The 23,343-nt window shown below is 56.2% G+C and carries 25 protein-coding genes and 1 tRNA gene; 10 read left to right on the top strand and 16 right to left on the bottom strand.

Going from position 1 to position 23,343, the window contains the following annotated elements; translation table 11 throughout:
- Nucleotides 1–18 precede the first annotated feature (18 nt).
- Together W822_RS43600 and W822_RS43595 are read right to left on the bottom strand one after the other, a co-directional pair.
- Nucleotides 19–477 (bottom strand): YybH family protein, encoded by a 459-nt coding sequence (locus W822_RS43600; protein WP_253272344.1) that lies wholly within the window; start codon nt 475–477, stop codon nt 19–21.
- A complete protein-coding gene (locus W822_RS43595) occupies nt 467–664 on the bottom strand; it encodes a zinc-finger domain-containing protein (protein ID WP_024007118.1) in 198 nt (65 codons plus the stop codon). Before W822_RS43595 ends, W822_RS43600 begins: the two co-directional genes overlap by 11 nt.
- A gap of 252 nt (nt 665–916) precedes the next feature.
- Between W822_RS43595 and W822_RS43590 the strand changes: the two genes are divergently transcribed.
- The 3 genes from W822_RS43590 (at nt 917) to W822_RS43580 (ending at nt 3,532) form a co-directional block, all read left to right on the top strand.
- Complete coding sequence (locus tag W822_RS43590; protein WP_024007117.1) at nt 917–1,681, top strand: AzlC family ABC transporter permease; 765 nt, start codon at nt 917–919, stop codon at nt 1,679–1,681.
- Nucleotides 1,678–1,998, top strand: coding sequence for an AzlD domain-containing protein (locus W822_RS43585; protein ID WP_024007116.1), 321 nt, complete (start codon nt 1,678–1,680; stop codon nt 1,996–1,998). The genes W822_RS43590 and W822_RS43585 overlap by 4 nt, the downstream gene beginning before the upstream one ends.
- Before the next feature lie 109 nt (nt 1,999–2,107).
- A complete protein-coding gene (locus tag W822_RS43580; protein ID WP_024007115.1) occupies nt 2,108–3,532 on the top strand; it encodes a DEAD/DEAH box helicase in 1,425 nt (474 codons plus the stop codon).
- 233 nt (nt 3,533–3,765) lie between these two features.
- Here W822_RS43580 and W822_RS43575 read toward each other — a convergent pair whose 3' ends face one another.
- Complete coding sequence (locus W822_RS43575; RefSeq protein ID WP_024007114.1) at nt 3,766–4,152, bottom strand: thioredoxin family protein; 387 nt, start codon at nt 4,150–4,152, stop codon at nt 3,766–3,768.
- Nucleotides 4,153–4,217: 65 nt separating this feature from the next.
- On the opposite strand from W822_RS43575, the gene W822_RS43570 reads away from it, so the two are divergent.
- The 4 genes from W822_RS43570 to phaP all read left to right on the top strand — a co-directional run bounded on the left by W822_RS43570 (nt 4,218) and on the right by phaP (nt 7,717).
- Complete coding sequence (locus W822_RS43570; RefSeq protein ID WP_031243608.1) at nt 4,218–5,030, top strand: EI24 domain-containing protein; 813 nt, start codon at nt 4,218–4,220, stop codon at nt 5,028–5,030.
- Between the two features lie 49 nt (nt 5,031–5,079).
- On the top strand, nt 5,080–5,889 hold the full coding sequence (locus tag W822_RS43565; protein WP_024007112.1) for a competence/damage-inducible protein A: 810 nt from the start codon (nt 5,080–5,082) through the stop codon (nt 5,887–5,889).
- A 104-nt stretch (nt 5,890–5,993) separates the two neighbouring features.
- The gene (locus tag W822_RS43560) at nt 5,994–6,800 is read left to right on the top strand and encodes an IclR family transcriptional regulator (RefSeq protein WP_031243606.1); all 807 of its coding nucleotides are present in this window, start codon (nt 5,994–5,996) and stop codon (nt 6,798–6,800) included.
- Between the two features lie 335 nt (nt 6,801–7,135).
- The gene (phaP, locus tag W822_RS43550; protein ID WP_024007109.1) at nt 7,136–7,717 is read left to right on the top strand and encodes a TIGR01841 family phasin; all 582 of its coding nucleotides are present in this window, start codon (nt 7,136–7,138) and stop codon (nt 7,715–7,717) included.
- 135 nt (nt 7,718–7,852) lie between these two features.
- Here phaP and W822_RS43545 read toward each other — a convergent pair whose 3' ends face one another.
- The 5 genes from W822_RS43545 to W822_RS43525 form a co-directional block, all read right to left on the bottom strand.
- Nucleotides 7,853–8,914 carry a quinone-dependent dihydroorotate dehydrogenase gene (locus W822_RS43545; protein WP_024007108.1) on the bottom strand — a complete coding sequence of 354 codons (1,062 nt, stop codon included), beginning with the start codon at nt 8,912–8,914 and terminating at the stop codon, nt 7,853–7,855.
- Between the two features lie 6 nt (nt 8,915–8,920).
- Complete coding sequence (locus tag W822_RS43540; protein ID WP_024007107.1) at nt 8,921–9,673, bottom strand: arginyltransferase; 753 nt, start codon at nt 9,671–9,673, stop codon at nt 8,921–8,923.
- Between the two features lie 56 nt (nt 9,674–9,729).
- A complete protein-coding gene (aat, locus tag W822_RS43535; RefSeq protein WP_024007106.1) occupies nt 9,730–10,473 on the bottom strand; it encodes a leucyl/phenylalanyl-tRNA--protein transferase in 744 nt (247 codons plus the stop codon).
- Nucleotides 10,474–10,503: 30 nt separating this feature from the next.
- Entirely contained in the window at nt 10,504–11,076 is a 573-nt protein-coding gene (locus tag W822_RS43530; protein WP_024007105.1) for an NUDIX hydrolase, read from the bottom strand.
- Between the two features lie 68 nt (nt 11,077–11,144).
- Nucleotides 11,145–11,816, bottom strand: coding sequence for a DUF2946 family protein (locus tag W822_RS43525; RefSeq protein ID WP_024007104.1), 672 nt, complete (start codon nt 11,814–11,816; stop codon nt 11,145–11,147).
- A 221-nt stretch (nt 11,817–12,037) separates the two neighbouring features.
- Here W822_RS43525 and W822_RS43520 point away from each other — a divergent pair, with 221 nt between their 5' ends.
- From W822_RS43520 to W822_RS43510, 3 genes are all read left to right on the top strand, one after another.
- Nucleotides 12,038–12,319, top strand: coding sequence for a 4a-hydroxytetrahydrobiopterin dehydratase (locus W822_RS43520; protein WP_031243605.1), 282 nt, complete (start codon nt 12,038–12,040; stop codon nt 12,317–12,319).
- Nucleotides 12,320–12,526: 207 nt separating this feature from the next.
- On the top strand, nt 12,527–13,426 hold the full coding sequence (phhA, locus tag W822_RS43515; RefSeq protein WP_024007102.1) for a phenylalanine 4-monooxygenase: 900 nt from the start codon (nt 12,527–12,529) through the stop codon (nt 13,424–13,426).
- 121 nt (nt 13,427–13,547) lie between these two features.
- Nucleotides 13,548–16,247: an OmpA family protein gene (locus W822_RS43510; RefSeq protein WP_024007101.1), complete on the top strand. Its 2,700-nt coding sequence runs from the start codon at nt 13,548–13,550 to the stop codon at nt 16,245–16,247.
- Between the two features lie 76 nt (nt 16,248–16,323).
- Here W822_RS43510 and W822_RS43505 read toward each other — a convergent pair whose 3' ends face one another.
- From W822_RS43505 to araD, 8 genes are all read right to left on the bottom strand, one after another.
- Nucleotides 16,324–16,827, bottom strand: a complete 504-nt coding sequence (locus W822_RS43505; RefSeq protein WP_155848212.1) for a hypothetical protein — start codon at nt 16,825–16,827, stop codon at nt 16,324–16,326.
- Nucleotides 16,828–16,993: 166 nt separating this feature from the next.
- A complete protein-coding gene (locus tag W822_RS43500; RefSeq protein WP_024007099.1) occupies nt 16,994–18,220 on the bottom strand; it encodes a YeeE/YedE family protein in 1,227 nt (408 codons plus the stop codon).
- A 123-nt stretch (nt 18,221–18,343) separates the two neighbouring features.
- A complete protein-coding gene (locus tag W822_RS43495) occupies nt 18,344–19,147 on the bottom strand; it encodes an aminoglycoside nucleotidyltransferase ANT9 (protein WP_024007098.1) in 804 nt (267 codons plus the stop codon).
- Between the two features lie 86 nt (nt 19,148–19,233).
- The gene (locus W822_RS43490) at nt 19,234–19,479 is read right to left on the bottom strand and encodes a hypothetical protein (protein WP_024007097.1); all 246 of its coding nucleotides are present in this window, start codon (nt 19,477–19,479) and stop codon (nt 19,234–19,236) included.
- A 245-nt stretch (nt 19,480–19,724) separates the two neighbouring features.
- A tRNA-Cys gene (locus W822_RS43485) sits at nt 19,725–19,798 on the bottom strand.
- A 165-nt stretch (nt 19,799–19,963) separates the two neighbouring features.
- The gene (locus tag W822_RS43480; RefSeq protein WP_031243604.1) at nt 19,964–20,683 is read right to left on the bottom strand and encodes a GntR family transcriptional regulator; all 720 of its coding nucleotides are present in this window, start codon (nt 20,681–20,683) and stop codon (nt 19,964–19,966) included.
- A 32-nt stretch (nt 20,684–20,715) separates the two neighbouring features.
- Entirely contained in the window at nt 20,716–21,432 is a 717-nt protein-coding gene (locus tag W822_RS43475) for a ribonuclease activity regulator RraA (protein WP_024007095.1), read from the bottom strand.
- A gap of 15 nt (nt 21,433–21,447) precedes the next feature.
- Complete coding sequence (gene araD, locus W822_RS43470) at nt 21,448–23,181, bottom strand: L-arabinonate dehydratase (RefSeq protein WP_024007094.1); 1,734 nt, start codon at nt 23,179–23,181, stop codon at nt 21,448–21,450.
- Nucleotides 23,182–23,343: the final 162 nt, after the last annotated feature.

Below are 23,343 nucleotides of genomic sequence, written 5' to 3'. Positions count from 1 at the left end.
CGGTGGTGCGTGAACAGGCTAATGCAGCAGATTGGGGATGTCGTGCATGTCGGACAGCAGCACATCGGAGGGGGCGGGCGCGGCGTGGTGGTGCACCAGATGCCAGCCGGTACGACCCTTGTGATAGACGTTGGTGGCGTAAAAAAGCAGTTCGCGGTTGCCGCGAGGCGTATTGGCCTGTACTTCTTCGATCAGCACATGGATGACTGTCATGCCATAGGTAATGACAACCGGCTGGTGCGCATGGATATGAACCGGCCCGCTATTGAGCAGTTCCTGCCATGAGGACTGAATGGCGCTGGTGCCCGTCAAACGTTCGCCGCCCGGATGAATACAGACTGTTTCTTCATCGTCTGCCCAGGTATGCATGACGCGCATGGCGTCGCCCAGGCGTAATGCTTCGTAGAACGCCTGTTCCACTTCGTCGGGGGTGGCGAACACCGCGCGCTTGGGCGCGGTCGTGCTTTTAGTGCCCATGCACCTTCTCGCCTTCTTTCAGCTTGTAGACGGCACCGCAATACGGGCAGGCAGCGGCACCGGTTTTGGTGACATCCAGAAAGACGCGCGGATGCATGCTCCAGGTGGGCGCGTTCGGGCCGGGGCAGTACACAGGCAAGTCGCTGGCAGATACCTCGATAGGAGCCGTTTGTAATTGTGCAGACATCAGATACTTCCTAAAAAAGCGGTAGGACACGGTGCGCGTCAAATCGGGCGCGCAGATCGGGCGGTAAGAGGGCGCGGTGTTGCAGTACAGCGTCACTTTGACAGCAAAAGCGGCGATGCACCATTATATTTCTGCAGTATGGCAGGTGCAACGGGGATACCCTTGCTGCTTTTGCTAGAATTTCCTGCATACTTCAAACGCCGCTTTCCATACGCCGCTTAACCAGCGTATTGTACAGCACAAGGAACCATTTTGTTTTCCCCGTTTACTCTTTTTGCGCGGGCCGTGCCTGCCGCAAATTCTGCGCATCGGCTGGCGCGTCGGCAGGCGGCGCAACTGGGAATGCGTGCAGTTGCCCCTCATCTGCTGGCGCTGGCCGCCTGGGGCTTCGTGTCCGGGGTGGCCATGGTCAATTATGGCCTGTCATTCTGGCAGTCCATGATCATGTCGCTATGGGTCTATGCCGGTTCGGCCCAGCTCACGGCCCTGCCACTCATGGCAGCGGGTGCACCAGTGTGGATGGTGTTCCTGGCCGGTTTCATCGTGAATATCCGTTTTGTCATTTTCGGGGCGACCCTCTATCCGTTTTTTGAGCGGTACTCTCATTTCAAGCGCCTGGTGCTCGGCTATTTGCTGACCGACATCAATTATGTGGTGTTTGTCAGCCTGTTCCGTCACGTGCGCCAGAAGCGACGCACGGTTTATGTCTGGGCGTATCTGACCATGGGCAGCGCCATCGCGGCGGCATGGCAGTTAAGTACTCTGGCCGGGGTGCTGATCGGCGATCGGGTGCCGCGCGAGTGGTCGCTGGAATTTGCCGGCGTGCTGACCCTGATGGCCGTGGTCATTCCCCTGATCAAGGGTCGCCCCATGCTGATTACCGTGCTGGTGGCGGGCGTCGTTGCCTGGGTCGGGCAACCGTTGCCGCTGCGCATGGGCTTGTTTATCGCCATCATTGCCGGCATTGCCGCGGGGATGGTTTCAGAGAAAATGGCCGGCAGGGGTGTTCGGGCATGAGTGATACCTATATTGCACTTGTAATTTTGATGCTGGGTATCGGCAGTCTGCTGACGCGTGCCGGTTATCTGATGCTGGGACAGTACTTTCCCCTGAGCAAAGCGGTTAGCCGTGGACTGCGCTATGCCCCGGTGGCGGCGCTGACCGCGATTGTGGTACCCAGCCTGCTGCCCTGGACGGCAGGCGAGTGGCCGCAGGTCGGAGCCGAGTTTTTCGCCGCCGTGGCGGCTGCCCTGGCTTTTTTGCGCGTGCGCAATATTCTTTTTATGATTGGCGTGGGCATGATCATCTTGTGGCTTTTACGCTGGCTTTTCTAAGGCTTTCTCCCTATTCGCAGTCTCAAGGGCATGGAACGGCGCATGAGTAGAGTAAAATGTCGTTTTCGCGGCTTGCCGCAATACTCAGTTCCCCCTTTATATACATTTGATGACCGACCCCAATACGACCTCCAACGGCAAAACAGCCACCTTTGAATCCTTTTCCGAGGTTGGCCTGCACCCTGATCTGCTCAAGGCAGTGATGGCCAGCGGCTATACCAAGCCGACGCCGATTCAGGAACAGGCCATGCCCCTGATCATGGACGGTCGCGATATCATGGGCGCTGCCCAGACCGGCACCGGCAAAACCGCCGCCTTTACGTTGCCGCTGCTGCACCGGCTCATGCCCATGGCCAATTCCAGCATGTCGCCGGCCCGACATCCGGTGCGTGCGCTGATTCTTGCGCCTACCCGCGAACTGGCCGATCAGGTCGCCGACAGCGTCAAACGCTACAGCCACAGCTCTCCATTGCGCGTGGCTGTTGTTTTTGGTGGGGTAGACATGAATGCCCAGCGCGATCAGTTGCGCAAGGGCTGTGAATTGCTGATTGCCACGCCAGGCCGGCTGCTGGATCATATCGAACAGAAAAACGTCAGCCTGAGCCAGGTCAGCGTGCTGGTACTGGATGAAGCCGACCGCATGCTGGACATGGGGTTCCTGCCTGATCTTGAGCGCATTGTGCGCCTGTTGCCCAAACCGCGGCAGAGCCTGTTGTTTTCGGCCACATTCAGTAATGACATCCGCAAGCTGGCACGCAGCTTTTTGAACAACCCGGTGGAAATCAACGTGGCGCCGCGTAATGCAACAGCCGAAACCGTCACGCAAATTGCCTACCCGGTGGCGGCAAATGAAAAGAAAGCTGCTGTACTGTACACACTCAAGTCGCGCAATCTGAGCCAGGTCATTGTCTTTGTCAATACCAAAATCGGCGCCAGCCGGGTGGCCAGAGAACTGGTCAGCGAAGGGATCAATGCCGAATCCATCCACGGCGATCGTTCGCAGGCCGAGCGCATCAAGGCGCTGGAAGGATTCAAATCCGGCGATATCTCCGTCCTGGTGGCGACCGATGTCGCAGCCCGGGGGCTGGATGTGGTCGGACTGCCCTGCGTGATCAACATGGATCTGCCCTACAATGCTGAAGATTACGTGCACCGTATCGGACGTACCGGCCGGGCAGGAGCCAAGGGCGAGGCCATTGCCTTCTATACCCAGACCGAAGAGCGCCTGCTCGAAGATATCGAAAAGCTCATCAAGACCCCGGTGCCCAGGGGCGTGTTGTCCATTCCCAGTGTTTTCCTGACGCGCGGACATCACCCATCACGATCCTCATCGGGCAAACCCGAGCGCTACAAGAAAACGTTCCCCGCCAGCCGGGCGGCTCCAATTGACGATTTTTTCTTCCGTCCTTACGAGCCGAGTACAGGCAAAGCTCAGCCCGCGGCTGATACAACCACCAACCGTCGCCATGACGGTCACGGACCCAAGCCCATGCTGGCCGTCCTGTTGGGTGGCCGTCCCAATAACGGCAATTGATGTTTCAGTCGCCTTCATCCACTTGAAACGGCGACACTTCATTCCTACATTCCTGTTTGGCATACCGTCACAATCGGATGCAGGGCGCCGTTGTGGTCGACGGTAGTTGTTTGCCTGCCCGGGGCAGCCTGGCTCGCGACGACGGTTTCTGGCGGTGTTTGCTTCCGGTTGTGGAAGCGCTCGGTCAATCAGGCCGCCGTGGTCAATCGTTTTACGCAGAAGCGGGATTTCGTTTATGCAGACGCGGCCAGAAGGGTACGCAGATCTGCGGGGCCTTCGGCGTGGGTGTCGGGCTCTTCCTGGATCGCCTGCATCATGCGCTCCAAATGACTGATGTAGGGCAGCATGGTGCCGAAAAACCGGGTCTGGCCGGCCGTTTGAATCAACAGCGTCGGGAAGTTTTCAACGTCCAGGTCGTCCAGCAGTTCGGGATTGTCTTCGACGTCGACCCACAGGAACAGATGTTGCGGATACCGTTCGCTCAAGGCGGTGAATGCGCCTTGGTAATCGCCACATGTATCGCACCACGCGGCGCAGTAACAGGCAACAAGCCAGGTCTCGGGGTTGTCCAGCGCCTGCAGCAATTGCGGCACATGCGCGGCAGGATTTTGAATGAACATAATTGATCTGCAAATAGGTCGCGGTTGAATCTGAACCATTTACGCCTTCGCGCAAAGGGAAAGTCATGCAAAATAGTACACCATTCCGCTCGCAATCAGTGAATGCGCCGTCCCCCTATGATGGTGTGGGCCGGGCGTTTGGTCGGGCGATGGTCTCGCAATTGCAGCCACGCATGCTGCTGGCGCTGCTTCTGCCTTTTGGCGCCGCGCTCATCGCCATGTTGTTTTTCGCGCGTTTTCTGTGGGGGCCGGTTTCGGACTGGCTGGATCTGTTTGTCACGCAGTCGGAACTGATGACTGACATGGACAGCTGGATGGCGGGCATCGGTCTGTTCTCGCTGACCATGTACCTGGTGCATATTTTGGTGTTTGTCATCATGGTGACCGTCGGCAGCAGCATTGGCCTGCTGATCGCGGCGGTGCTGGTCATGCCCATGGTGGTGGGCCATGTGGCGCGGACTGATTATCCACAGTTGGAGCGGCGCGGCAGCCAGGTTTTTGTATCGAGCCTGATCAACTCGCTCAAAGTGGGGGCTATTTTCATTGTCGGTTGGGTTGTCACGCTCCCGTTTTGGCTTATTCCGCCGGTGGCCATCCTGCTGCATATTTTCTGGTGGGCCTACGCATTTACCCATATGTTGCGCTTTGATGCCCTGGTGGAGCATGCGACGCTTGCCGAGCGGGCGCGGGTCATTACCGGTACGCGCGGCGGTGCCTGGCTGATCGGCACGATCTGCGCGGCTATCAACCTTTTCCCTCTGACATGGATCGTGCTGCCTGTCTTTACCTCGCTGGTATACGCACATCATGGCCTGAATGCGCTCGCCCAGGTGCGTGGCGACAGCCCGTTGCTATTGCCAGCAGAGTCTGACCTTTAGCGTTAGAATAGCGTCATCCGGACGCCGGTAAACAACAAGGATCAGCATTATGAATGACAAGGCAGCACGTAAAATCAGTTTGATTATTGTCGGGGATGAAATCCTTTCCGGTCGGCGTCAGGACAAGCACCTGTCCAAAATCATCGAATTGCTGGGCGCGCGCGGCATGCAATTGTCCCGCGCCGAATTTCTTCCGGATGATCTGGAAACACTGATTGCTGCCTATAAGCGCAGCTTTGCTTCCGGCGATATCGTGTTTTCCAGCGGTGGCATTGGCGCCACGCCCGATGACAAAACCCGTACTGCCGTCGCGCAGGCGCTGGGCGTTTCGCTTGCACTGCATCCCGAAGCGGAACAACTGATTACCGAACGTTTTGCGCAACTTGCCCGCGAAGGCCGCGGCACGCATGACCCCGGTTCTCCTGAAAATCAGCGTCGCCTGGCCATGGGCGTGTTTCCGGTAGGCGCTGAGATCGTGCCCAATCCCTATAACCGAATTCCCGGCTTTTTTATTCACGATCACACCTTTGTTCCCGGTTTTCCGGAAATGGCCTGGCCCATGGTGGAGTGGACCCTGGACAATCGGTATGCCGACTATCAAAACCTGCGTCAGCTGGTCTCGCATAACATTCTGGCGTATGGCGTGCCTGAATCGCGCATTACGCCGGCGCTTGAACATATTGAAACGCAATGGTCGGGTATCAGCACTTTCAGTCTGCCGACGATGGGGCAGGGCGCGGGTGCCTATATTGATCTGGGCGTCAAAGGAGAGGAACCCGCGGCCAGCGATGCGTTCGATTATTTGAAGGGCGAAATACTGCGGGTTGGCGGTCGGTTTCATCCGGATAAACCCGTATAACCCCCCTGGGAAGCTGTTTGAAAAAGGAAATAGGGCAGTAAAATGTTCCTATTTTTCACAATATGGGATAGAATATATTGCACTGCAATATACAAACATCCATTATGGCAAACCGGCTTTTACACGCGCATGCAACGTCCGAGTCCGACAAACCGGACATCGCCTCAGGCATCAGTATCCAGGTTCTGGAACGAACCATGAAAGTGCTGGATGTGCTGGCTGACCAGCCTCACCCGGTTTCACTGAAGGACATTGCTGCGCTCACCCAACTACATGCTTCAACGGCGCACCGGATCCTGAACGATCTGGCGGTGGGGCGTTATGTCGAACGGGTCAATAACGGCATGTACCAATTGGGTATCCGTCTTCTCGAGTTGGGTGCACTGGTCAAGGATCGGCTCAATGTACGCGATGTTGCGCACGATTATCTGCAGACTTTGCATCATCTGACCGGTCAGACCGTGAATTTGTCTATTCAGCAGGGTGACGACATTGTCTATATCGATCGCGCCTGGAGTGAACGTTCGGGCATGCAGGTGGTGCGCGCCATCGGCGGGCGGGCGCCGCTGCATCTGACCTCTGTCGGTAAATTGTTTCTGGCCTCTGCAGACGCGCGTTTTGTCCGGGCCTATGCAACGCGCACCGGCCTGTCCGGCAATACCCGCAACAGTCTGACCGACCTGGAGCGTCTTGAGCGTGATCTGAGTTTTGTGCGGCGCCATGGCTATGCACGCGACAATGAAGAGCTTGAGCTGGGGGTGCGCTGCATTTCGGCGGGTATTTATGACGATTCCGGCAAGCTGGTGGCGGGTCTGTCGATCTCTGCACCTGCAGAACGATTACAGGAAGAGTGGGTCGATATGCTGGTAAGCACCGCAGCAAAAATATCAGGTGCCCTGGGTTACGAATAAGCCTTGCAAAGGGTGATGGGGTGGCTGTCTGCTCAGCCACTTGACCCGGCTTGTGTCATGGCGTAGTCACAGAAAATAGTTAATATTCAATAAATTATCTGACGCCATCACGCTATTTCTATATTTTTTGTGCAATGCACAAAAAAGACTTGATTTGGAAAAAATGGTGTGTATAATTTGATTGTGCAATGCAATAAATGGGTGGGTAGCTTTGCCCAGCAGTGAATAAGACATTGCCGCCAGCGCAACAAACTGTTTCCAGCAGATGTGTACGTGGATCGCCACAAAGCATCTGTCTCATTTGACACCGTACTCTCTACCGAGGACTTATTATCATGAGCGCCATTCCACAACAAATTATTGATCGTCAAAAATCAGCATTGAACGCAGCCGTTGCCGTTCAGGGTTCGCTGTTTGGCGGTTTCGAAAAACTCGTTGACCTGAACCTGAAAGTAATCAAAGCCACACTGGGCGAAGTTGCCGAGCAGTCTCAGCAGGTTGCAGAAATCAAGGATCCCCAGGAAGCTGCCGCTTTTGTTTCTTCTTTGGCTCAGCCCAACTCTGAAAAAGCGATTGCGTATACACGCCACGTGTATGACATCGTGTCCGGCGTCAGCAACGAGCTGATCAAACTGACAGAAGCCCAGGTTGCCGAAGGTCAGCAGCAGGTTTCTGAAGCCATCGACCAACTGGCAAAAAACGCGCCTACCGGTTCTGAAAGCGCTGTTGCCTTGATGAAATCTTCGCTGGCTACTGTTTCTACCGCTTATGATTCAATGAACAAAGCGGCTAAACAGGCTGCCGAAGTGGCCGAGTCCAACCTCTCTGCTGCAACCAATGCAACGATCAAAGCCACGGAGTCTGCAACCAAAGCGGCTGCGACTGCAACCCGTTCTGCTGCCCGTCGTCAGGCTTAATTTCTGCGATTGATGGATGGCGCCCCAGGGCGCCGACCATGTTCATCGAGGTCTTAGGCCGTTATATAAACATTCACCGCCACAGGCTGGTTTTATTCCAGCGTCTGGCGGTGAATTTTTTGCAGTTCAATTGAATCAGGCCTGCTGTGTGTTCGGGGCCCGGGCGATGGCCTGAACGCACTCATCCACGAGCTCGGGGCCGCGATAGATAAGACCGGTATAAAGCTGAATGGCGTTGGCGCCTGCCTGTATTTTTTCCGCCGCCTGTGCGCCTTGCATAATGCCACCCACGCCAATAATTGGATAGTCCTTGCCCAGGGACTGGCGCAGCCCCTGAATGACTTTCAGTGACGCTTCGTGCAAGGGTCGTCCGGACATCCCGCCTTTTTCCTTGGCGTAATGCAATCCGTTCACGCCCTTGCGCGACAAAGTCGTATTGGTGGCGATCACGCCATCAATCTCATATTGCGGCAGCAGGTCTGCAATCGTTGCAATCTGGCTGGCATCCAGGTCGGGGGCGATTTTCACCACGACCGGCACAGCCCGGCCATGCCGGTCAGCCAGCTCCTTGCGTTTTTCGCGCAGGGCGGTCAGCAGCCCGGTCAGCTCATCGGCTTGCTGCAGGGCGCGCAGGTTCTGCGTGTTGGGCGATGAAATATTAACGGTGACATAATCGGCCTGAGGGTATACCGCTTCAAGTCCCAGCAGATAATCATTGGCCGCCTGCTCTATAGGTGTGCTGGCATTCTTGCCGATATTCAGGCCGAGGATGCCGCCCTGTTTTTTCCATTCGCTGGTCGCGACATTGGCCAGAAAGGCATCCAGGCCAAGATTGTTGAACCCCAGGCGATTGATGAGGGCGCTGGCTTCAGGCAGCCGGAACATGCGGGGCTTGGGATTGCCAGGCTGCGCCTTGGGTGTGACAGTGCCCACTTCAATGAATCCAAACCCCATATGGCCCAGTGCATCGATATAGGCGCCGTTTTTGTCCAGGCCGGCGGCCAGGCCCACCGGATTGGGTAAATTCAGGTTCAGCAGACGCAACGGCGCGGCCGGTTTTGCGTCCAGCACTTTTTTCAGCAAACCCCATTGATGCAGTTTGTTGAGTCCTTCCAGCGTACGTTCGTGCGCGCGCTCGGGGTCCATGGAAAACAGCACCGGGCGGATCAGTGGGTATAGGCGATAGGCGAGTGACATGATATATCAGAGAGTAGGTGGATCGGACAGATCAAGCTCGGTACTGTCGGTCCAGCGGTGATTAATATAAAGCTCGATAGGCGTAAAATTGATTTTGTACGCCATTTTACGGCTTTGAGCGATCCAGTAGCCCAGGTACAGCCATGGCAGACCGCGTTCGTTGCAATGCCGGATTTGCCATAAGATGCTGTAGGTGCCCAGGCTGCCAGCATAATCGGGATCGAAGAAGGTGTATACCGAGGAAAACCCGTCATCAGACAAATCCATAATGGACACGATTCTGAGTTCTCCGTCTTCATCATGAAACTCAACCAGTTGCGAGTTGATGCGACTGGTCAGCAGAAATTCTTCGTATTGTTCGGAACTGTCGTCGTCCATGCCACCGCCGGCATGGCGCGACGCCTGGTATTTCTTGTAAAGCGTAAAGTGGCTTTCATCCCATTCCAGCGTGCGGATGCGCGCGCGCAAATTGTCATGTCGCTTCATTATGCGGCGCTGAGTTCGGCTGGGAGCAAAGTGCGCGCAATTGATGCGAACGGAAATACAGGCCCGGCATTGATCACAGCGCGGTCGATATGTAAACAGGCCGCTGCGCCGAAAGCCATTGCGCAGCAGTTGTGCGTAGACATCTGGACGGATCAGGTGTCCGGGCACAACAACCTGAGAGCGCGCCATTTTCCCGTCCAGATAACTGCAGGGGTACGGTGCGGTCAGATAAAACTGCAGAATATTGAATGACGGATCGTGGATATCGCTCATGGCTGCTGGCCCGCTTTAAGGCTGTTTTGACCACTATACCTTAAAAATACGCAGACTCACATCGGGTGAACGATAATACCGTCCGCCAGCAGTTGTCCTGCCGGCCAGTCGAATCCGGGCTGGGCGACAGCCTGGGCAACCTGCCTGAGGAATGCGGCGCGCGGTACCGGCCGGGCACCCATACTGGCCAAATGCGGCGTGTCCTGCTGGCAATCGATCCACGCCACGTCTTGCTTTTGCAGAAATCGCACCAGCCAGGCAAGCGCAATTTTTGAGGTATTGCTGCTATGGGAGAACATGGATTCGCCGTAGAACATGCGTCCAATACATATACCATACAGTCCGCCCATCAGCTGTCCATTAACGCGCACTTCGATGGAATGGGCGTAGCCCAGGTGGTGTAATGCCGTATAGGCAGCGATCATTTCATCTGTGATCCAGGTGCCGCTCTGCGTGCCGCGAGGCGCAGCACAGGCCCGCATGACTTCTTCAAATGCCACATCGGTCGTCACAACCACCTGGGCATCGGGTTGTCGCTCGTCGCGGGCAATGCGTTTGAGCAATTTGACCAGATTACGGGAAATTCTGAACTGGGCGCATTGCAGTACCATGCGTTGCGAAGGAGACCACCACAACACCGGCTGTTCTGAAGAATACCAGGGAAATATTCCCAGTCTGTACGCCTGCAACAGGCGGGTGGTGGACAGATCGCCGCCAAAGGCCAGCAGGCCATCGGGTTCTTTCAGCGCCTGGCAGGCCGCTGGAAATGGCACGCCGTTATCAAGACAGGGCAAGGTAATCATGATGGCAGGACCATAGGCAGGCGCCGGTTATTCGATGCTGTGATAATGCGTCGCAAACTGGCCGCTGGCCCGGGACTGCAAATATGCCTGAAGGGTATGAAAGACAGTGCGAAACGACAGTTCTTCCCAGGGGATCTCGTCAAGATTGAAAAACCGCGCTTCCAGCGATTCGGGACCCGGATCCAGTCGCTCGCTGTTGACCGTCGCCAGAAAATACATATGCACCTGATTGACGCGCGGCACATCCAGCACGGTAAACAGGCTGCCCAGCGTGACATCTGCGCCGGCCTCTTCGTCGGTTTCGCGCAGGGCGCCCTGTGCAGTCGTCTCGGCCAGTTCCATAAAACCGGCAGGCAGCGTCCATTTTCCATAGCGCGGTTCAATGGCGCGTCGGCACAGCAGTACCTGGTCGTTCCAGATGGGAACGGTGCCGACCACGATCAGCGGGTTACGGTAATGCACGGCGCCGCAATGATTGCAGACATCACGCTCCCGGTTATCTTCCGGCGGCACCAGACGGCTCAGCGGATTGCCGCACTGGCTGCAAAAAGCCTGGGTCGTAGGGGCAGGAAAATAGTGCAAAGTGCCGGGTAACGTCATAGTGGTTTTGTCTGAAGCGATGGAGTCAGTCATAGTGTAATCAATAATGCCTCATGATTGGCAAAAAGCTAGCGGGCAGTCGGCACCGGCACGAAGCCCAGTTGCGCTGGAACCTGGCTGCTCTGTACCCATTGCATGGGCGCGGTCAAAGCGCTGGCGTTGTTCAGGGATACCTGCAGCGTTTCGCCGTCTTCCAGCGCCTGAAGATGAGATGCGCCCAGCGCCGTGGCGTTGCCATTGTCGTTCACAGCCTGCGCCGTTGGCTTGTCCGGCTGCGCGGATGTGAACGTGGCAGTCTTCTCGTCCAGGACCTTCAGGCGAGCCGTGAGCAATTCCATGTCGCGTCCCGCCAGCATGGCCGCACCGTGCTCGGTACGCAAATACAAGTGGCCCTGCTCGTCAAGCAGCCATTGGTTTATGCGAGTAATGGGCAGTTCATTGTGCGTGACCAGCGTTTGCAGGTCGTCTGCCAGACGGGCAATAAACGGGGCGCAGACCAGATCGACAAACACGCGCTGCGGCCCATTCTGGAAATACCATTCGCCTGCCGGCGTGGCGGCGTAATTGCGATTCATAAAATGCCGGATCTGTTCATTGGCAATTTTCTGACCCGTCTCGCCCTCGCGTGCGCCGCCATGATTATGCAGCAGCCAGTCGCCTTGCGCGCCCAGAGACAGCCAGCCATACACCGCCGGCACGTTGGGCCATTTCTGCATGGCGCCCATAACCTGTTCATCCATGATTGATTCCTTTGCGTCATGATGCTTGTGATGATGATAACGTGAGTTCCGCTGCGATGGATGATGCAACAGCACGGCATCGCAAGAAAGCGGTTTTCCGGGCAGATGCAGGTTGCCCCAGGTCTTGTTGGACGTCTTGCTTTGCATTACTATGGATATAACGCAACGGCGTGAAAACGCCGGGCACATCTCATTTGAGCAGGTGGTAAACGGAGTTGACGATGACCCTATTGAATGAAGCAGATGTCGGTATTGCACTGGCCTCGCTTGATGGCTGGGCGCTGGACGAAGACGGCAAAGCCTTGCGGCGCCAGTTTACCTTTGATTCGTTTGTCGAGGCCTTCGGCTTTATGACACGGGTTGCGTTGCTGGCCGAGAAAGCCGATCACCACCCCGAATGGAGCAATGTCTACAACAAAGTGGATATTCGTCTGACCACCCATGACGCCAACGGACTGACGGACAGGGATATCAAACTGGCCCAGGCGATCGATGCGCTTTGAATTGTACCGGCACGGACAGTCTGCAGCCGGTTTGTGGCATATTTTTGCCCGACCAAGGTCGATTGAAGTGTGAAAATAATAAATATTCTATAAAAAATAAGATAAACAAATAAATATTGCGTTGTTTTAAGAAATTGAGCATGAAATAACTGGTTATTTTGGATCGTGATATTGTTTCCACATAGAAGACGTATATGGAGACATCATATGGAAACGCTCAAATCAGACCCCGTTGAAAAACATGGCAGTGCCGCGCAAGACGCAGCTGCCCCATCGCCCGACTGGACCATCAATCAGAACTGGGAAGCGTATACGGCGGAAGAACATGGTGTGTGGAAAACGCTGTATGAACGACAGACCAGGTTGCTGCCGGGTCGGGTATGCGACCAGTATCTGGACTGCATCAAACAGATGCCTATCACTGCTGATGAAATTCCTGATTTTCGCCGTGTAAACGATTTGCTGATGAAGCATACCGGCTGGCAAATTGTTGCCGTGCCGGGACTGGTACCCGACGAGGTGTTTTTTACCCACATTGCGAACCGGCGCTTTCCAGCCGGCCAGTTCATCCGTTCAAAGCACAAGCTGGATTACCTGCAGGAGCCCGATATTTTTCATGATGTATTCGGTCATGCGCCCATGTTGATGAATCCGGCTATTGCCGATTTCATGCAGGCTTACGGTCAGGGCGGCCTCAAAGCGCTGGAGCGCGGCATTCTGCCGTTCATATCGCGTTTGTACTGGTACACCATCGAATTCGGGCTGGTGCAACAGAAAGATGGTATCCGCATTTATGGCGCAGGCATCAGTTCTTCGTTTACCGAGAGCCAGTATTGTCTTGAAGACGAATCGCCCCATCGACTGGGCTTTGATCTGGAACGTGTGATGCTGACCGACTATCGGATTGACGATCTGCAGAAAAGCTATTTTGTCCTTGATGACCTGGATGATTTGTTTGCGCTGGCGCAGATTGATTTTGACCCGATTTACGAACGTATCTGCAACAAGCCGGCTTTTGCCCCGGACCAGATTGTGACGGGTGACCGGGTGCTGCATACCGGCACATTGCGGTACCACCGTGAAAAGGCGGCGCAAACACAGGCTTGATCGCGCATGGTGGGGTGGTTTCTGCCACCTTATGCTTAATCGGCGCTGAATAGTGATACTATGGAACCGCGAACCCCGCGTGGCAGTTCCGTTCATTTCCAAGTCAAGGTACGAGGATTCCATGAGTGTCGATTTCAGTCAATTCTTCTACGGCCCGATTCGTGACAGCCTGATTGCGCAGGTGTCGGGATATCTGGATATCCCGCGCCCACAGGCGACAATAGCGTATGACAAGGCGGTTGCACTTGTGATCGGCGCAATGGCCCTGCAGGCTGGCAAGCCCGAGGGGGCGCAGGAGCTCGCGGCCCATATCCGCGACAGCCAGACGCAGGCCAGCCTGACTTCCAGTGCGCTGTCGCCCACCGTACTCACCAATGATCAGTTTGCACAGATTGTGACGGTCGGAGAGCGTGAACAGGGCACCATATTGGGCGCGCAACTGGAGCCGGTGGCCAGTCATCTGGAAGTGGCGACAGGCCTGGATCGAACAGCGGTGGGTTCATTGCTGTCGGTTATTGTGCCGTTCGTGCTGTCCTATCTCAAAAACAATATCACAACTGAAAACTCGGCAGCAGATAAACTGCCCGCTTTGCTGGCAGCGCAGGCACCACATGTCGCTCCCCAGCTTGACGCGCCGGCCCTGGCTGCCCTGGGCGGCGAGCGGCTGGAGGATGTTTTCGGTCCTGAAGTGAATGTTTCTGCAGATGCTCATTCTGCGCCTGCGGCAGAGCAGGATCGAGGTGCATCGTCTTCGTCCGCGAATGCGAATGAACGGACAAAAGGCGGCTGGTTCAAGTGGGTATTGACCCTGGCTGTGATTCTTGCAGGGGTCGCCTGGGTCAAAAGCTGTACGCAGTCGGATACCGCCGTGACGGAAAACGCTGAACCGGCAACGCAGGACCAGTCGGCCACACCGGTTCCGACACCAGAAGTCACGCCGGCCGAGACTGCTCCAGCTGAGGCCGCTCCAACAGAAGGCGCTCCAACAGAAGGCGCACCAACAGGGTCGCAGTCGCCGGCCACTGAGGGCGACACATCGACCAGCGATGCCGGTGCCGCTGAAAGCCAGGGTGGCGCCGATGCTCCGGCTGCGCATTTCCCCGAACCTGTACCTGCCCCGAATGGTGACTCATCGGCTGCTTCCGTAAAAAATAGTACGCCGACAGAAAACACGGATAGCGCCACTTCTACATCAGCGACGCAGGCTTCTGCTGCACCTGAAGAATCTGGCGCCGATACTTCAGCGGACAAGAGCGCAGCTAATACAGATAAAGCAGCGACTGCCGCCGCAACTGCGGCGGATAACCCGGCTTCGGCTTCAGAAATCAGCAGCGATCAGACAGCTGGAGATCAGACAGACAACGTTCAGACAGACAACGTTCAGACAGACAACGGCAAAAATGCTGCCGAATCCGCGCCGGAGGCTTCACAGTCAGGCCATACTGAGGACTCAACGACGACTGAGCCCACTTCCGGCCCGGCCAGTGACAGTATGGAAACGGAGTCCGCACCCGCAAGTGGGTCTGACGCAGGTGCCGACGCCACCACGCCTGCGGCACAAAGTAACCAATCTGCCGCTCCAGCTGCGGGCACCGAATCAGCGGGTAAAACGACGACTTTTGCCGACGCTACTGCAACCGCAGCGACAGCCGCTGCTACCAATGCAACTGATTCCAGTGCAGCTGATTCCAGTGCAACTGATTCCAATGCAGCCGATTCCAATGCAGCCGATTCCAATGCAGCCGATTCCAATGCAGCCGATTCCAGCGCCGATTCCAGCGCCGATTCCAGCGCCGATTCCAGCGCCGATTCCAGCGCCGATGCACCGGTAGAGTCGAGCGGCAAAACAACCACCTTTGCTGTCCCGGCAGAGCCCGAGGCCGGCGGTGGGAAAGAGCATGTCGCACCGCAGAACTCGCCGACGCCTGCCGATCAGAACGAACCGCAAGCAACGCACAGCGATGCATCGACAAGCACTTCAACAACTGAAGTCGGTGTGCCGGGTAAGACCACAACGTTTGGTGAGGCGGTTCAGCCGCCGGAATCGACCGACGCCAGCCAACCGGGTGCTGAGACAATGTCTTCAGCAGAAACACCGGCGGCCAATGATCAAGCTGCCGCGCAACTTCGTCTGCAACGCGAGGGCGATGCGCTGAAAGTTTCGGGAACCGTGCCCAACGAGTCGGTTCATACCCGCATCGTGAACGCGCTCAAACTGGTTGATGGGCACAGTCGAATCGAAGATGATATCAAAATTGATTCTCGGACAATCGCCATCCCGTTTGAGGACTACTCGGGATTGCTCAGTCTGCTGCGTGGCTATCACGATGTAAATATGAACCTGGAGAACGATGCCTTGACGTTGACCGGTCAGGTGACCTCGCAGGAAGAGAAAGACACACTGACCAGTCGGGCGCAGAGCCTGGTGGGATCATCAATCCAGGTTCACAACCAGGCTGAAGTAGTCGCGCCCGCCCAGGCGAAGGGGACCGCCGTTGCGCCTGCACCGGTTTTGTTTGCATCCGGCAGCGACGAAGTTGACGATCGGTTCCACGATGCGCTTGACCGGTTGGCGCAACAACTGAATGAAAATGGCAAGCGTGTGAGGCTGGTTGGTTTTGCCGACGAATCGGGCACCACGCCGCTTAATGAAGTCCTGTCAAAGCGCCGTGCTGAATCGGTCAAAGCGTATTTGATTTTACGCGGTGTACCGGCGGATCGCATTCAGACAGAGGGTCAGGGCGTTCAGGCACCGGTGGCGGACAATGCCACTCAGGAAGGGCGTGCACAAAATCGCCGTGTGGAGTTTCACGAAGAATAAACCTGGCCGGGAAAGACCGGGTTTATTTTGTGTGTAAACGTTGGCGCGATTGTTGGCAGACTGTTCGCTGCGTGAATTATTTTTTATTTGCCGCCAGTGTACCTTCAATGGCGCACCCGGTATATTTTTGCGGGCCGTAATACAGCGTGGCACTTAACTTATACGATGCTTTGGCATTTGCGCACGGCTTTTCGACGATATCCAAATGTACATTGTGTTTGCTGTATTTTCTGGCAGGCTGAAGCATGCGCTTCATGGCGAGATATTCGACCCCTTTTGGATGCGCGATGCGTTCAGTCACCAACGTGACGATGTCGGTACTATTTCGTTCCACCTGCAGCAGCGGGCCATCGACAATGGCCTGCCAGGGCGCGGGCCGATCACCGAATGCGATAAAGGCCTCTGCAGGCGGACTTACACTGCCTGCGACAGAATCGGCATCCGACCGGGCATAGTGGTCTACCGGCTTCATTGCTGGATGGGAAATGGTCGCATCGGTGCTGGCGTGAGGCAAAGGCGTACACGCAGCAACCAGTAGCAGCATACTGCAGAAAAGCGATACCGGATAGAGAGTGTTCATCTGTGCACCTTGAATGTTCTGGCTGATCATCCAGTGCAAAAGGCAATAACAGAGGCTGCCGATAGCAGCGACTGCTGCAATGGATGGCGTGGTCGGCGCGATTTTAGCATTGCCTTTGCAGTGTCCTCCTTGATCTTTGTCAATCTCTGCCGGGCTAAGACAGCGCTTAGCAGCCCGTCTGGGTGGTTTTTTCGACGGACAGGCCGAAGAATGGTCGAATTTTGGTGCCGATTACATTTCCGGCAAACGCAGCCACCAGCCATAACCAGCCATGCAGACTGCCCGATAGAATACCGCTGAAATAAGCACCGATATTGCAACCGAACGCCAGTCTGGCGCCATAGCCCAGCAGCAGGCCACCGATAATAGCCGCTGCAATGGAACGCGCCGGCAACTTCCATACAGGAGCGAATTTGCCGGCCAGACTGGCTGCCAGCAAAGCGCCCAGGATAATACCGATGTCCATCACACTCGTAATATCATTGCGGATGGGTTGCGCCAGGGATGCTGCCGCCTGACCTTGCCAGAACCCCCAGCCGCTGACATCGTATCCCACGGCCATCAGCATTTTCGAACCCCACAAGGCGAAGGCCGAGGTGATGCCCCAGGGGCGGCCGGCCAGTGCCAGGGTCGCAAAATTGAGTAGCACCAGCACCACGGAACCAATTACCAGTGGCCAGGGGCCAGACAGCATTCTGCCCCAGCCACCAGCTTTGCCGGTGGCCGTGGCTGACGAAATCAGCGCGCCATGGCGTCGCTTCTCGGCCCACACGGTAAACAGGGCGATTGCCAGAAACAGAATAAAGTTGGTGATCAGTGCAGTGGGTGCGCCCCATTCTTTTACGATTGAGTAGGGGGCGAAAGAAGGCTGGCTGGCCCACCAGGGCAAATGCGCAGCGCCGATGACCGAGCCGACAATAAACCCCGCCAGCGTAATAATCATGCGCGTACTGCCGCCGCCTACGGTATAAAGCGTTCCTGAGGCACAACCGCCGCCCATTTGCATGCCGATGCCAAAAATAAAGGCACCGACCAGCACAGATGTGCCGACCGGACTGACAAAGCCGCTTACGCTTTGGCCCCATAGCGTGCCGTTGCCCAGCACAGGGAAGAACAACAGGCAGCCGAAGGCCAGCATCAACATCTGCGCGCGCAGTCCGGCACCTCGGCGGTCGGAAATAAAGACCCGCCAGGCCGACGTAAAGCCAAAAGCGCTATGGTAGAGTGTCGCGCCCAGCAGAATGCCTACAATCCACAACGAGGCCTGCCTGCCGCTGACTGTGCCATTCAGGTAAATAATACCCAGCACGATCAGAATGAATGAGACCGCAGCGGGCGCAAAATTGACCCCGGACCGGGCAGGGGAAGCAAGCGTAGAAGGGTTCGATGCCATGATGTGAACCTCGCCGCAACGGCGATACAGAGTGGAAAGTATTTATGTTACGCCGCCACGCAATAAATGCCAATCAAGACGTGGTAATGAGTGGGGTTTAATTAACCGGAAGGTGCCTGATTATTACGGCTGGCTTTGCGCGATGGCAGATCTGACGTAATGCACAAAACGCGCCATTTGCGCGCTCCTGTCAGCCAGGTCATCTTCCGCCTGGCCCAGGTACGCGGCCAGTGCGGTTGACAGAACAGATTCGTGTTCTGGCGGCAGACGCTCAAGCGCCCATTGCGCTGCAATATGTTTTGGTGCGATCGTGTTGGTTGATATGCTGAACCAGATACGGGCAAGGGCCAGTGCAATGTTTCGCTCCTCGCCTTGCCAGTCAGCAGCTTCATTCCATTGAGCGAGCGTTTCCGAGTAGGCGCGGCGCAGATCCGCTTCGGGTATGGGGTCAAATAGCGCGGCAGCAGGGGGACCCGCCAGGCATACACTGTGTTGTCTTGCCTGGGTCAGTAGAATGGCCAGGTCATGGTCTGCGCAGGCCTCCTGGTGGTGACCGCTTTCCAGTTCCGTGCGAAGCCATTCGCCGAATTGAAGTTCTCGCCATGCCGGGTATTGCCAGGGCACGACCGCATCATGCACAACGATGGTAATCTCCAGCGCACGAATGATGTCATGGGTGGCTGGCCACGCCGATATCATCAAAAGATCCTGCATGAGCGCACGACGAACACCCGTGCTCAATGGCGAGTTTATTGTCACCAGCAGGTCTATATCGCTGCAGGGTTTAAGCCCTCCATCAATGGCCGAACCAAACAGATGAATCGCTCGCAGCGTATCGCCCAGATGATGCGAAAGTAACTTGCAGGCCCCCGCCACCTGTCCGGCGATACTGGCGGGTACGGATTGATGCGTATGAGTGACGTTCAAAGATGCGTTTTCTTATTGGGTTGCTGGTTATCACGGTTGTGGTTTTACCATGAACATATCGTATTGCGACGTTTATGCCGGCCCGTTCAGGAATTGGAGCCGAATTTTTCGTCCAGGCGCTGCTTGACTTTTTCTACCGCGATTTCATTCGGATCGTCGAATTGATGGACATTCCTGATATCGGCGATGACATCTGTGGTCAAGCTAAATTCCACTCCCTCAACTGGATTATGGGTTGGCAGCTCATAAGCGCGCCAGACAACAACATCTCCATCTGAACTCTCCCGAAGCGCGAATTCTTTACCATTGACTTCGTAAATAATATCTGCCATGTCGATCTCCTTGAGTGTAGGTGTTGTGTACTCATTATAACGACATTGATGGAGGTCAATAAAAATACTGAGCTCAGATATTTGTCCAAACGTAATTGGAGATGCGCCCAAGGTATTTCTGCGCAGGAAACGAACGTTGAGTCGGGGTCCAGAGGGAGGGCGAAGATTTTGAGATTTTGGGGATAAATTTTGAGTTTTGCGGAACTATTATGATTGTTGGATCATCCCGTAAACCGTATAAATACTGGAGGCGCAGAGCGGAGTCGAACCGCTCTGGACGGATTTGCAATCCGCTGCATAACCGCTTTGCTACTGCGCCGTAAGAGATCACACGAAGAGTCAAATATTATGGGTGATATTTGCGCTTTAGTCAAGGCAAGTGGCGCAAAGCACAATAAAGTGTCCTCTTGGTGCAACCTGCTTTTTCCGTCCCTGGTCATTAAATACGGGTGGACAGGCGTCAAATCCTTAGCGCGGGGGGGCATTACAGCGCCGGAGCAGGGTTCCTCTCGGGTTGCCCGATCACCCACTGAGGGTGATCCAACTGTATTTGCCGGATATAGGCCATTGTTCCAGACAGGTGGGTGCGCAGGTAGTGACCGGCCTGACCGGCGTCTTTGCGCTCAATCGCATCGAGGATAAGCTCGTGTTCTGCAATGATAGTCGCCTGCTTGCCAGCCACCGGCAAATGCAGGCGGCGCAGTCTGTCCAGATGACCGCTTTGGCTGTGAACCAGATGCCAGAGCGCCTCTCTGGCTGCGTGTTGATACAAAGCGCGATGAAACGCCATATCTGCATCGTTGAAGACGTCAGGCTGGGCCGCCGCCAGCGCGGTCTTTTGCTGTTCGATCGTCGCCTGCAAGGTCATAATCAACGTCGGCGAGGGCGCACTCGCCAGTTCATGGAGCAGTTCCAGTTCGACGGCGCGGCGCAGAAAATGGGCTTGCATTGCAGATGCAATATCAATCAGGCTGACGCGGGTCAGGGCCTGCGGATAAATATCGACCAGTTTTTCCTGGGCCAGTTTTAACAATGCTTCGCGCACGGGTGTCTGGCTGACGCCAAACCGGCCGGCCAGCTCTGCGCGCGACAGCACCGTGCCTGGCGTAAGCTCAAGCGCAATAATCTGGCGGCGTAACAGCTCGTACAGTTGCGGGCTCGCCTGCCTGCTTCGATCAAGTTGCATGACTGGGGTTGGCGTCATTTCAGCGTATCCGATCGTTTGTCGTAGTGTCTTTATCGCCTGTGGGCCTGTCTCCAGGCGGCAAAATCGTTGCGGGCCTGTTCATCGGTGGCCGGGTAAAGTCCGATAATGGAGCGCCCTGCAAGTACCTGCTCGGTGACAAAATCCTCATAAGCTGTCATCTCTACCGCTTCGGCGGCGATTTCCTGTGCCAGATGAGCGGGGATGACAACAACCCCTTCAGCGTCGCCCACGATGATATCGCCGGGAAACACAGCGACATCACCGCAGCCGATGGGAACGTTGATGTCCAGTGCCTGATGCAGGGTGAGATTGGTGGGAGCCGATGGCCGGTTGTGATACGCGGGAATGCTCAGACGGGCGATTTCGGGGGAGTCGCGAAAGCCACCGTCTGTCACGACGCCGGCGGCACCGCGTTTCATCAGGCGCGAGACCAGAATGGAACCGGCAGAGGCTGCGCGCGGATCCTTGCGGCTGTCAATCATGAGTACCGCGCCTTCAGGGCAGGTGTCCACTGCGACCCGTTGCGGGTGGTCACGCTGCTGAAAAACAGTGATGGGGTTCAGGTCTTCCCGCGCCGGAATATAGCGCAGGGTGAATGCCTCGCCCACCATGGTAGGCAAATCCGGGTTCAGCGGACGCACGTCCTGGATGAACTGGTTGCGCAGACCGCGCTTGAACAGTGCCGTGCATAGAGTAGCGGTACTGACGGCAGAGAGTTTTTTGCGAACGTCGGGGTCAAGGGCCATGGTGATTTTTCCTGATCAGTAAATGCTGGGTTCGTTGTTGGGCGCGCCGAATTGCGTTTCGAGAAAGTCCAGATCACATCCGGCATCGGCTTGCAGGATATGCTGAGAAAACATCCATCCGTAGCCGCGTTCAAAACGGCGTTCGGGAGCGACCCAGCCAGCCCGTCTTGTGGCCAGTTCCTCGTCGCTTATTTCCAGATGAATGCGCCGCGCGGGTACATCCACGGTAATCATGTCGCCAGTGCGCACCAGCGCCAGATTGCCACCGACGTAGGATTCCGGTGCGACATGCAAAACACAGGCGCCGTAGCTGGTCCCGCTCATGCGGGCATCGGAAATGCGCAGCATATCGCGCACACCCTGCCTGACCAGCTTGGTCGGAATCGGCAGCATGCCCCACTCGGGCATGCCGGGCCCGCCCAGAGGACCTGCGTTGCGCAAGATCATAATGTGGTCGGGTGTGACATCCAGATTGTCATCGTCCACAGCCGCTTTCATGCTGGGATAGTCGTCAAAGACCAGCGCCGGTCCGGTGTGCCGCAGAAAACGGGGCGCGCAGGCGCTTGGCTTGATTACGCAGCCCGACGGCGCCAGATTGCCGCGCAGCACGGCGAGCGCGCCTTCCGGATAAAGAGGATTGTCCATCGAACGAATCACGTCATCGTTATAGACTTCTGCGTCCTTGATATTTTCTGCAAGCGTGTGACCGGTCACAGTCAGGGTATCGCCTTGCAGGTGTTCACTCATGCGTTTCATCAGCGCAGGCAGGCCGCCCGCGTAATAAAAATCCTCCATCAAATAGGTGTCGCCACTGGGTCGTACATTGGCAATCACGGGGACCTTGCGACTGGCTGCATCAAAGTCATCCAGCGTGACATCGCAGCCCGCGCGACGTGACATGGCAATGAGGTGAATCACGGCGTTGGTGGAGCAGCCCATGGCCATGGCGACCGCAATCGCGTTGAGGAAACTGGCTTTGGAAAGAATGCGGGCCGGCGTCAGATCGTCCCAGACCATGTCCACAATGCGGCGCCCGCAGGCAGCAGCCATTCGAATGTGATTGGCGTCGACAGCGGGAATAGAAGAGGCCCCGGGCAATGTCATGCCAATCGACTCCGCAATGGCCGTCATGGTGCTGGCGGTCCCCATGGTCATGCAGGTGCCGGCGCTGCGCGCAATCCCGCCTTCGACCCCGATCCATTCCGTTTTGCTGATTTTGCCGGCACGCCGCTCGTCCCAGTACTTCCAGGCATCTGAGCCCGATCCGAGTGTTTTCCCCTGCCAGTTTCCCCGCAGCATGGGGCCGGCCGGCAAGTAAATGCAGGGCAGTCCCGCGCTGATTGCGCCCATGAGCAGGCCGGGTGTGGTTTTGTCACAGCCGCCCATCAGCACGGCACCATCCACGGGATGGCTGCGCAGCAACTCTTCTGCTTCCATCGCCAGCATATTGCGGTAAAGCATGGTGGTGGGTTTGACGAAATTCTCCGACAGGGAGAGGGCGGGCAATTCTATCGGAAAGCCGCCAGCCTGAAAAATCCCCCGTTTGACATCTTCCACCCGTTGCCTGAAGTGTGAATGACAGGGATTGATGTCAGACCAGGTATTCAAAATGGCGATAACGGGGCGGCCTTCCCAGTCTTCGGGCGCATAGCCCATTTGCATGATGCGGGAGCGGTGGCCGAAGGAGCGCAGATCGTCGGGCGCGAACCAGCGGGCGCTGCGCAGGGAGTCATAGGATCGTTTTGTCATGGCAGGGTACCTGTTAAAACGGGTCAGAAATGGATGTATCTTTTCATTGAAACACTAATATATCAATTTGCATATACGGGAAATCGATGGTTAATTGCGGGGTGCGTTGCCCAAGCCAGCCACGATTGCACAAAGCCAATTCAACCGCAAGAAAAAGATTGC

This window comes from Advenella kashmirensis W13003, from assembly GCF_000506985.1.
Lineage (GTDB): Bacteria > Pseudomonadota > Gammaproteobacteria > Burkholderiales > Burkholderiaceae_B > Advenella > Advenella kashmirensis_A.
The sequence above is the reverse complement of the archived record's forward strand: the minus strand, read 5'-3'. Positions and strand labels throughout refer to the sequence as shown.

Bases quoted from the DNA above. Each gene is read 5' to 3' on its own strand.
- W822_RS43600 (WP_253272344.1), bottom strand. From the start codon at position 477: ATGGGCACTAAAAGCACGACCGCGCCCAAGCGCGCGGTGTTCGCCACC.
- W822_RS43595 (WP_024007118.1), bottom strand. From the start codon at position 664: ATGTCTGCACAATTACAAACGGCTCCTATCGAGGTATCTGCCAGCGAC.
- W822_RS43585 (WP_024007116.1), top strand. From the start codon at position 1,678: ATGAGTGATACCTATATTGCACTTGTAATTTTGATGCTGGGTATCGGC.
- W822_RS43580 (WP_024007115.1), top strand. From the start codon at position 2,108: ATGACCGACCCCAATACGACCTCCAACGGCAAAACAGCCACCTTTGAA.
- W822_RS43575 (WP_024007114.1), bottom strand. From the start codon at position 4,152: ATGTTCATTCAAAATCCTGCCGCGCATGTGCCGCAATTGCTGCAGGCG.
- W822_RS43570 (WP_031243608.1), top strand. From the start codon at position 4,218: ATGCAAAATAGTACACCATTCCGCTCGCAATCAGTGAATGCGCCGTCC.
- W822_RS43565 (WP_024007112.1), top strand. From the start codon at position 5,080: ATGAATGACAAGGCAGCACGTAAAATCAGTTTGATTATTGTCGGGGAT.
- W822_RS43560 (WP_031243606.1), top strand. From the start codon at position 5,994: ATGGCAAACCGGCTTTTACACGCGCATGCAACGTCCGAGTCCGACAAA.
- phaP (WP_024007109.1), top strand. From the start codon at position 7,136: ATGAGCGCCATTCCACAACAAATTATTGATCGTCAAAAATCAGCATTG.
- W822_RS43545 (WP_024007108.1), bottom strand. From the start codon at position 8,914: ATGTCACTCGCCTATCGCCTATACCCACTGATCCGCCCGGTGCTGTTT.
- W822_RS43540 (WP_024007107.1), bottom strand. From the start codon at position 9,673: ATGAGCGATATCCACGATCCGTCATTCAATATTCTGCAGTTTTATCTG.
- W822_RS43530 (WP_024007105.1), bottom strand. From the start codon at position 11,076: ATGACGTTACCCGGCACTTTGCACTATTTTCCTGCCCCTACGACCCAG.
- W822_RS43525 (WP_024007104.1), bottom strand. From the start codon at position 11,816: ATGGATGAACAGGTTATGGGCGCCATGCAGAAATGGCCCAACGTGCCG.
- W822_RS43520 (WP_031243605.1), top strand. From the start codon at position 12,038: ATGACCCTATTGAATGAAGCAGATGTCGGTATTGCACTGGCCTCGCTT.
- phhA (WP_024007102.1), top strand. From the start codon at position 12,527: ATGGAAACGCTCAAATCAGACCCCGTTGAAAAACATGGCAGTGCCGCG.
- W822_RS43510 (WP_024007101.1), top strand. From the start codon at position 13,548: ATGAGTGTCGATTTCAGTCAATTCTTCTACGGCCCGATTCGTGACAGC.
- W822_RS43505 (WP_155848212.1), bottom strand. From the start codon at position 16,827: ATGAACACTCTCTATCCGGTATCGCTTTTCTGCAGTATGCTGCTACTG.
- W822_RS43500 (WP_024007099.1), bottom strand. From the start codon at position 18,220: ATGGCATCGAACCCTTCTACGCTTGCTTCCCCTGCCCGGTCCGGGGTC.
- W822_RS43490 (WP_024007097.1), bottom strand. From the start codon at position 19,479: ATGGCAGATATTATTTACGAAGTCAATGGTAAAGAATTCGCGCTTCGG.
- W822_RS43480 (WP_031243604.1), bottom strand. From the start codon at position 20,683: ATGACGCCAACCCCAGTCATGCAACTTGATCGAAGCAGGCAGGCGAGC.
- W822_RS43475 (WP_024007095.1), bottom strand. From the start codon at position 21,432: ATGGCCCTTGACCCCGACGTTCGCAAAAAACTCTCTGCCGTCAGTACC.
- araD (WP_024007094.1), bottom strand. From the start codon at position 23,181: ATGACAAAACGATCCTATGACTCCCTGCGCAGCGCCCGCTGGTTCGCG.